The sequence below is a fragment of the Tabrizicola soli genome (genome assembly GCF_015999335.1).
GTDB lineage: Bacteria > Pseudomonadota > Alphaproteobacteria > Rhodobacterales > Rhodobacteraceae > Tabrizicola > Tabrizicola soli.
Genome location: NZ_JAEACP010000034.1, coordinates 25312 through 33078, shown reverse-complemented (window position 1 = coordinate 33078; position 7767 = coordinate 25312). Strand labels below are relative to the sequence as shown.

The window sequence follows — 7767 nt, the reverse complement described above, 5'->3', positions numbered from 1 at the left end:
CCCCCCCCGACTCTTCCTCCCCGACACCCAAGGACCCTATCATGCCCAAAGTCCTCGTTTCCGACGAACTCTCCGAAACCGCCGTCCAGATCTTCCGCGACCGGGGGGTCGAGGTCGACTACCTGCCGAAGCTCGGCAAGGACAAGGAGAAGCTGGCCGAGATCATCGGCCAATACGACGGCCTCGCCATCCGCTCGGCCACCAAGGTCACCGAGAAGCTTCTCGAGAACGCCACCAACCTCAAGGTCGTCGGCCGCGCCGGGATCGGGGTGGACAATGTCGACATCCCGGCGGCGTCGAAGAAGGGGGTGATCGTGATGAACACGCCCTTCGGCAACTCGATCACCACGGCCGAGCACGCCATCGCCATGATGTTCGCTGTTGCCCGGCAAATCCCCGAAGCGAACGCCTCCACCCATGCCGGAAAGTGGGAAAAGTCCAAGTTCATGGGGGTGGAGTTGTTCAACAAGACCCTCGGCGTGATCGGCGCGGGGAACATCGGCGGCATCGTCTGCGACCGGGCCGTCGGCCTGCACATGAAGGTCATCGCCTATGATCCCTTCCTGTCCGAGGAGCGGGCCAAGCAGCTCGGCGTCCACAAGGTCGAGCTTGAGGACCTTCTCCACCGCGCCGATTTCATCACGCTCCACGTCCCCCTCACCGAAAAGACCCGCAACATCCTTTCCCGCGAGAACCTGGCCAAGACCAGGAACGGCGTCCGCATCATCAACTGCGCCCGTGGCGGGTTGATCGACGAGGCGGCGCTTCTCGACGCGCTGAACGCCGGCCACGTCGCGGGCGCGGCGCTGGATGTGTTCGAGACCGAACCCGCCACCGAAAACCCGCTCTTCAACCACCCGAACGTCGTCTGCACCCCGCATCTCGGCGCCTCCACCACTGAAGCGCAGGAGAACGTCGCGCTGCAGGTTGCGGAACAGATGTCGGACTACCTGCTGACCGGCGCCGTCCAGAACGCGCTGAACATGCCCAACGTCACCGCCGAGGAGGCCGCGGTGATGGGCCCCTGGATCAAGCTCGCCTCCCACCTCGGCAGCTTCATCGGCCAGATGACGGACGAGCCGATCAAGGCGATCAACATCCTCTACGACGGCACCGTCGCCGCGATGAACCTCGCCGCCCTGAACCAGGCGGTGATCGCGGGGGTGCTGAAGGCGCAGAACCCGGACGTGAACCTGGTCTCCGCCCCGGTTGTGGCCAAGGAGAAAGGCATCCAGATCTCCACTACCCGGCAGGAGAAGACCGGGGTCTTCGACGCCTATATCAAGGTCACGATGGTGACGGACAAGCGCGAACGCTCGGTCGCCGGGACCTGTTTCAGCGATGGCAAGCCGCGTTTCATCCAGATCAAGGGCATCAACATCGACGCCGAGATCGGCCAGCACATGCTCTACACCACCAACGAGGACGTGCCGGGGATCATCGGCCTCCTCGGCATGACCATGGGCAAGAACAACGTCAATATCGCGAACTTCACCCTCGGCCGCACGGGCGTGGGCCAGGAAGCGATCGCGATCCTCTATCTCGACCAGCGGATCGACCCCAAGGTGATCGAGACGCTGGAAGGCACCGGCCTCTTCCAGCAGGTCAAGGCGCTGGAGTTCGAGGTCGCCTGACCGATTTCCCCGGCCGCGCAGCCCGCCCGGCCGGGCCTTCACCCCGACACCGCTTGCCCTTTCATACCGGGGCAAATATCCCACGGGGGTCCGGGGGGTGAAACCTCCGGCCCTCTCCACCGGGACCAAGGCCATGCATCTCTACGCGATCGGCGACATCCACGGCCAGCTCGGCCTTCTGCAGGCCGCGCATGAGCTGATCGCCGCCGACATGGCGCGGCATGGCCCCGGCCGGGTGGTGCATGTCGGCGACCTCGTGGACCGCGGCCCCGACAGCCGGGGCGTGATCGACTTCCTGATCCGGGGCCTCTCGCGGGGCGAGGACTGGGTGGTGCTGAAGGGCAACCACGACCGGATGTTCTCCCGCTTCATCGCCAATCCGCACGAGCCCGAACCCGGTCTCCGGGCCGAGCTTTCCTGGCTTCATCCGCGTCTCGGCGGGGCGGATACGCTGCGCTCCTACGGTGTGGCCAACGCCGGTGACCGCCCGGTCGCCAAGGTTCATGCCGAGGCCATCGGCGCGGTCCCGGCCGAGCATCTCGCCTTTCTCGCCGCCCGCCCGACCCTTCACCTGGCCGGCGACTGCGCCTTCGTCCATGCCGGGATCCGCCCCGGCGTGCCCCTCTCCCAGCAGGTGGAGCGGGATCTCGTCTGGATCCGCGATCCCTTCCTGCAGGCAACCGAAAGCTTCGGCCCGCTGGTCGTGCACGGCCACACCGTCGTCGACGCGGCGACGCATTACGGCAACCGGCTGAACATCGACTCGGGCGCGGCCTATGGCGGCCCGCTCTCCGCCGTGGTGATCGAGGGGCGCGAGGCCGCGCTCCTCACCCCGACCGGCCGGCTCAAACTGATCCCCGCCCACTGACGCAAGGCCGGGATTCCCGCCGCGCAGGGCACTGGACGCGCAGCGCGCGCCGTGATTGCCTCCGGTCCATGAGCAACCGCCTCTCCCCCCTCCTCGTCACCCTCGGAATCATCCTCCTGATGGCCGCCTGGCTGCTCTGGATCGGGCGCGAACCGATCTGCACCTGCGGCTATGTCAAGCTCTGGCATGGCCAGGTCGTCAGCTCGGAAAATTCGCAGCACATATCGGACTGGTATACGCCCAGCCATATCATCCATGGCCTTCTGTTCTATGCCGCGCTCTGGCTGGCCGCGCCGCGGCTCTCTCTCGGCTGGCGCCTGGCCATCGCCACCCTGGTCGAATGTATCTGGGAGATCGTCGAGAATTCGGATGCGGTGATCGAACGCTACCGGGCCGTGACGATCTCGCTGGACTATTACGGCGACTCCGTCCTGAACACCGTCTTCGACGTGCTGGCGATGATCCTGGGCTTCTGGCTGGCCTCGAAGCTGCCGGTCTGGGCCACCGTCGCACTGATCGTGTTGTTCGAGGGCGCGACGATGTGGATCATCCGCGACGGGCTGGCGCTGAACATTCTCATGCTGCTCTGGCCGCTCGACAGCGTGGCGCAGTGGCAGGCGGGCCGCTGAGGCGATCTAAAATTTTTCGCGAAAATTTTTAGATTCGCATCCGCCGAAGCGACAGCACCGCCGCCACGGTCAGCGTCAGCGTTACTCCGGCGACGATCCAGAAGAACCCGCGCTCGCCCATTCCCGCCATCAGCGGCGCCAGCGCCAGCGGCCCGCCGATGCCTCCCACCAGGCCCGAGGCGATGATCACCGGCGGCACCCGCATGTCCTCGCCCATCTTGCCGGTTGCGGTGACGTAGAAGCCGGGAAAGAACAGCCCCGCCGGCGCGCCGAGGGCCACGAAGAACACCGGCGGCGAGACGAGGGCCGCCCCCAGCGCGGAAGCCGCCGCCAGCGCCACCGCCAGCATGAACAGCGCAAAGGGCGCGATCCGGTGGGCGACGAAGATCAGCGCGACCCGTCCCGTCAGGAAGACCACGAAGAAGGCGCTGAGGAGTTCCGCCGCCGTCGCCTCTGCCACCCCGGCCCGGATCAGCGCCGTGGGGCCAAGGCCGATCAGGCAGGCCTCCAGCCCGATCGCCACCGCCCCGAAGCCCATGATCCCCCAATGCGGCCGGAAGACGCCCGTCCGGCCTGCGGCACCCGCCCCCTCGCGCCCCGCCGGGCCTGCGAACAGCCAGATCAGCGCAGCCAGCGCCGCCGTCAGCCCGAAGGACCAGCGCGGATCGCTGCCCAGCGCGACGAAGACCAGCGGCGCGGCGATCGCGCCCAGCCCGAAGGTCGCGTTCAGAAGGCTCAGCATCGCGGGCCCCTGCCGCCCGAAGGCCCGCAGCACGCGCGGGTTGAACACCGCCGTCGACAGGCCGTAGCCCGCCCCGAACAGCACCGCCCCCGCGACCGTGGGCCACCAGCCAGCCATCGCCGCGACGCCCGCCGCCCCAAGGGCCATTGCCGCAAGCGCATGGCGCGGCGTGATCCCGCCCCCGCGCAGATACATGAGCGCCACTCCGACGAAGCAGCCCACCCAATGCGCCGAGACCAGCACCCCCGCCTGCGCCTCGCTGATGGCGAAGCCGCGCGAGAAGGCGGGCAGGGCGGGCCCGTAAAGCGACTGGCCCGCGCCCATCATCACAAAGCTCGCCAGCCCGGCGAACAGAAGCCCGGCATGGGTTCGGATCAGGTCTTTCAAGATCGGCTCCCGCTGACGCGTCCTGATCTCTCCCGCCCTCGGGCGCATGTCAATGCCGCCCGTGACGCGACGTAGGCTCTGCACCCGGCGGGAATTCGTGCATGATGCGAGGGACAGGAGGCCCCATGACCGAGATCCACATCCTCTCCGCCACCCGCACCGCCATCGGCGGTTTCGGCGGCTCGCTTGCCGCGCTGCCGCCCATCGACATCGCCACCCATGCCGCAAAGGCCGCCCTTGCCCGTGCCGGGGTGGAAGGCACCCAGATCGGCCAGGTCGTCATGGGCCATGTGATCGACACCGAACCGGGCGACATGTATCTCTCCCGCGTCATGGCGCTGCAGGCTGGCATCCCCGAGACGACGCCGGCGATGAACGTCAACCGGCTCTGCGGCTCGGGCGCGCAGGCCGTGGTCTCGGCGATGCAGGCGCTGATGCTCGGCGATGCCGAGATGGCGCTGGCCGGCGGCGCCGAATGCATGAGCCGCGCGCCCTACGCGCTCCAGACCGCCCGCTTCGGCCAGAAGATGGGCGACACCCGCGCCGTGGACATGCTTACCGGGGCGTTGACCTGCCCCTTCGGCACCGGGCACATGGGTGTGACGGCCGAGAATGTCGCCGCCGAATATGGCATCGGCCGCGAGGATCAGGACGCCTTCGCGCTGGAGTCCCAGACCCGCGCCGCCCGCGCCATCGCCGAAGGCCGGTTCCGGGACCAGATCGCCCCCATCGAGATCGCTGGCCGGAAGGGGCCCGTCACCTTCGCCAGCGACGAACATCTCAAGGCGACCAGCCTCGAGGCTCTGGCCGCGCTGAAACCGGCCTTCCAGAAGGCGGGCACGGTGACCGCCGGCAATGCCTCCGGCATCAACGACGGCGCGGCGGCGCTGGTCCTGTCGCGCAACGCAAAAGGCAGCCGGGCGCGCATCATGGGCTACGCGGTGGCGGGCGTGGATCCCAAGGTCATGGGCCTTGGCCCGATCCCGGCCGTGCAGGCGCTCTGCCGCAAGCTCGGGGTCAGGCCGCAGGACTTCGACCTGGTGGAATCGAACGAGGCCTTCGCCGCCCAGGCCATCGCCGTCTCCCGCGCGCTCGACCTGGATCCGGCCAGGGTGAACCCGAACGGCGGCGCAATCGCCCTTGGCCATCCGGTCGGTGCGACCGGCGCGATCCTTCTGGTCAAGGCCCTGCACGAGCTGGAGCGGACCGGCCGGCGCACCGCGCTTGTCACCATGTGCATCGGCGGCGGTCAGGGCATCGCGCTGGCCATCGAGCGCGCCTGACCCCTCCTCGTTCGACTTCGTCTCCTCGTCGGCCCGCCGGGCGAGGAGTGACGAAGTCATCGACGAGCCCCTACCTCACCCGCACCGCCGCCCGTGCCGACCGGCCTTGCGCGTCGATCACGCTCAGCGTCACGAAGCCCGCACCCGGCAGCGCCAGCATCGCCTCGCGCGCCTCCAGCCCCACGATCACCGGCACTCCGTCGGCGAGCCAGGTGAAAGGCGCCGTCCCGCCCGCGACCTTCACCTTCAGCCCCGCCGCCAGCAGCTCCACCTCCGCCCCGTCCGGCGGGAAGGCCACCTGGGGCGCATCCGCCGCTGCCTCGAATACCGCCGACCGCGAGCGGAACCGCTGCAATGGCTGCGGCAATTCGGCATTGGCGACCAGAAGCGTCGCCGCCGGGGCAGGCGGCTGCGGATCGAGCTTGCCCTTCAGCCGGTTGAAGGCCTGGAACAGAACCGGCGCCGCCACGTCGGCGCCAAAGGCCCCCGGCACCGGAGTGCCATCCGCCCGGCCCATCCAGACGCCGATCACATGCTTGCCGTCGAAGCCGATCGCCCAGGCATCCCGGTGGCCGTAGGAGGTGCCCGTCTTGTAGGCCAGCCGGTTCGACGGCGCCCCCGGCGGCGGGGCCAGCCCGGCCAGGATATCCCCCACCTCCCAGGCCGCGACTTCCGAGACGACGCGCTGCCCCTCGGCCCCCCCGGCATCCAGCCGCCAGGACAGCGGCCGCATCACTCCGCCGCGTGCCAGCGTTGCATAAAGCTGCACCATGTCCGACAGCGTCACGCCCACGCCCCCCAGCGCGATCGCCAGCCCCGGCTGGTCGCCGGGGAACACCGGCTTCATCGCCGCCTTCTCCATCGCCGAGATCAGCCGGGCCGGTCCCATCGCCTCGGTCAGCGCCACGACCGGGATGTTGCGCGACAGTTGCAAGGCCTCGCGCATCCGGATCGTGCCAAGGTAAAGCTTGTCGAAGTTCTGCGGCGCATAGGCGCCAAAGGTCATCGGCCGGTCCTCGATCATCGTCTCGGGGTGGCCCAGCCCCTCGTCGAAGGCCAGCGCATAGACCAGAGGTTTCAGCGTCGATCCGGGAGAGCGCAGCGCCTGCGTCATGTCGACGAAGCCCTGCCGCAGATCGGCCCGGTAGCCTGCCGACCCCACGCTCGCCAGGATCTCGCCCGAGGCATGGTCGGCGACCAGGATCGCCACCTGCAACCGTTCGCCGCGCCCCTCCACCGCCTCCAGCGCCAGCGCCTCAAGCTTCTTCTGCAACTCGCCGTCGATGGTCAGCCGATGCGACAGCGCGGTCGGCAGGTCCGCCCGCGCGCGGTCCGCCAGATGCGGTGCCAGCGCCGGGAAGGGTTTGCGCAGCCCCGGCACCGCCTCGCGCCGCGCGGCCTCCGCTTCCTCGGCGTCGATCACCCCCTCGCCTACCGCCCGCGCGAGCACCCGGTTCCGCGCCGCCTCGGCCCGGTCGGCGGCCCGGTCGGGGCGGCGGCTTTCGGGGCTCTGCGGAATCGCCACCAGAAGCGCCGCCTCGGCCGGGGTCAGGCGGCCGGGTTCCTTTCCGAAATAGGAAATCGAGGCCGCCCGGACACCCTCGAGGTTGCCCCCGAACGGCGCGAGGTGCAGGTAAAGCTGCAGGATCTGCTCCTTTGACAGCCGCCGCTCCAGCGCCAGCGCCACCCGCATCTGCCTGAGCTTGCCGCCGACTTCGCCCGTCGTGCCCTCCTCCAGAAGCCGTGCGACCTGCATGGTCAGCGTCGAGCCGCCCGAGACGACGCGCCCGTTCCATGCCGCCTGCAGCACCGCCCGCAAGAGCGATCGCGCGTCCACGCCGGGATGGTCGCGAAAGCGCTTGTCCTCATAGGCCAGCAGCATTTCCAGATAGACCGGGTCCACCTTGTCCGGCGGCAGCGCCAGCCGCCAGCGACCATCGGCCACCGTATAGGCGCGCAGAAGGTCGCCGTCCCGGTCCAGCACCTCGGCCGAGGTCTCCACGACCAGCGGCGGCAGGACCGTCGCGTCGATCCAACCGTCGAAACGGTCGCGGCCCAGGGCGGCGAGCCACAGCCCGACCGCCAGAACGACGATCCACTGCGTGCGCATCATGCCGCCCCGCTCGTCGAGCACTTCGTGCACTCCTCGCTGAACGCCCCTCCGACGAGTGCACGAAGTGCTCGAGGAGGTGTTCCCCGCGCCCCCACCCGACTGGGGAAACGC

At 69.1% G+C, this 7767-nt stretch carries 6 protein-coding genes; 4 read left to right on the top strand and 2 right to left on the bottom strand.

What is annotated here, in order from left to right; genetic code table 11:
- The first annotated feature begins 38 nt into the window (after positions 1 to 38).
- The 3 genes from serA to I7S92_RS21870 all read left to right on the top strand — a co-directional run bounded on the left by serA (position 39) and on the right by I7S92_RS21870 (position 3131).
- The gene (serA, locus tag I7S92_RS21880) at positions 39 to 1634 is read left to right on the top strand and encodes a phosphoglycerate dehydrogenase (protein WP_197647633.1); all 1596 of its coding nucleotides are present in this window, start codon (positions 39 to 41) and stop codon (positions 1632 to 1634) included.
- Between the two features lie 133 nt (positions 1635 to 1767).
- Complete coding sequence (locus I7S92_RS21875) at positions 1768 to 2502, top strand: metallophosphoesterase (protein ID WP_197647632.1); 735 nt, start codon at positions 1768 to 1770, stop codon at positions 2500 to 2502.
- Between the two features lie 68 nt (positions 2503 to 2570).
- Positions 2571 to 3131 (top strand): DUF2585 domain-containing protein, encoded by a 561-nt coding sequence (locus I7S92_RS21870; protein WP_197647628.1) that lies wholly within the window; start codon positions 2571 to 2573, stop codon positions 3129 to 3131.
- Positions 3132 to 3159: 28 nt separating this feature from the next.
- Here I7S92_RS21870 and I7S92_RS21865 read toward each other — a convergent pair whose 3' ends face one another.
- Positions 3160 to 4260: an MFS transporter gene (locus tag I7S92_RS21865; RefSeq protein ID WP_197647627.1), complete on the bottom strand. Its 1101-nt coding sequence runs from the start codon at positions 4258 to 4260 to the stop codon at positions 3160 to 3162.
- 125 nt (positions 4261 to 4385) lie between these two features.
- Between I7S92_RS21865 and bktB the strand changes: the two genes are divergently transcribed.
- Positions 4386 to 5543, top strand: a complete 1158-nt coding sequence (gene bktB, locus I7S92_RS21860) for a beta-ketothiolase BktB (protein ID WP_197647626.1) — start codon at positions 4386 to 4388, stop codon at positions 5541 to 5543.
- A 70-nt stretch (positions 5544 to 5613) separates the two neighbouring features.
- On the opposite strand, the gene pbpC is transcribed toward bktB, so the two are convergent.
- Positions 5614 to 7656 carry a penicillin-binding protein 1C gene (gene pbpC, locus I7S92_RS21855; protein WP_197647631.1) on the bottom strand — a complete coding sequence of 681 codons (2043 nt, stop codon included), beginning with the start codon at positions 7654 to 7656 and terminating at the stop codon, positions 5614 to 5616.
- Positions 7657 to 7767 lie beyond the last annotated feature (111 nt).

Excerpts from the sequence above, each read along its gene's own strand:
- bktB (WP_197647626.1), top strand. The coding sequence starts at position 4,386 with ATGACCGAGATCCACATCCTCTCCGCCACCCGCACCGCCATCGGCGGT.
- I7S92_RS21875 (WP_197647632.1), top strand. The coding sequence starts at position 1,768 with ATGCATCTCTACGCGATCGGCGACATCCACGGCCAGCTCGGCCTTCTG.
- pbpC (WP_197647631.1), bottom strand. The coding sequence starts at position 7,656 with ATGATGCGCACGCAGTGGATCGTCGTTCTGGCGGTCGGGCTGTGGCTC.
- I7S92_RS21870 (WP_197647628.1), top strand. The coding sequence starts at position 2,571 with ATGAGCAACCGCCTCTCCCCCCTCCTCGTCACCCTCGGAATCATCCTC.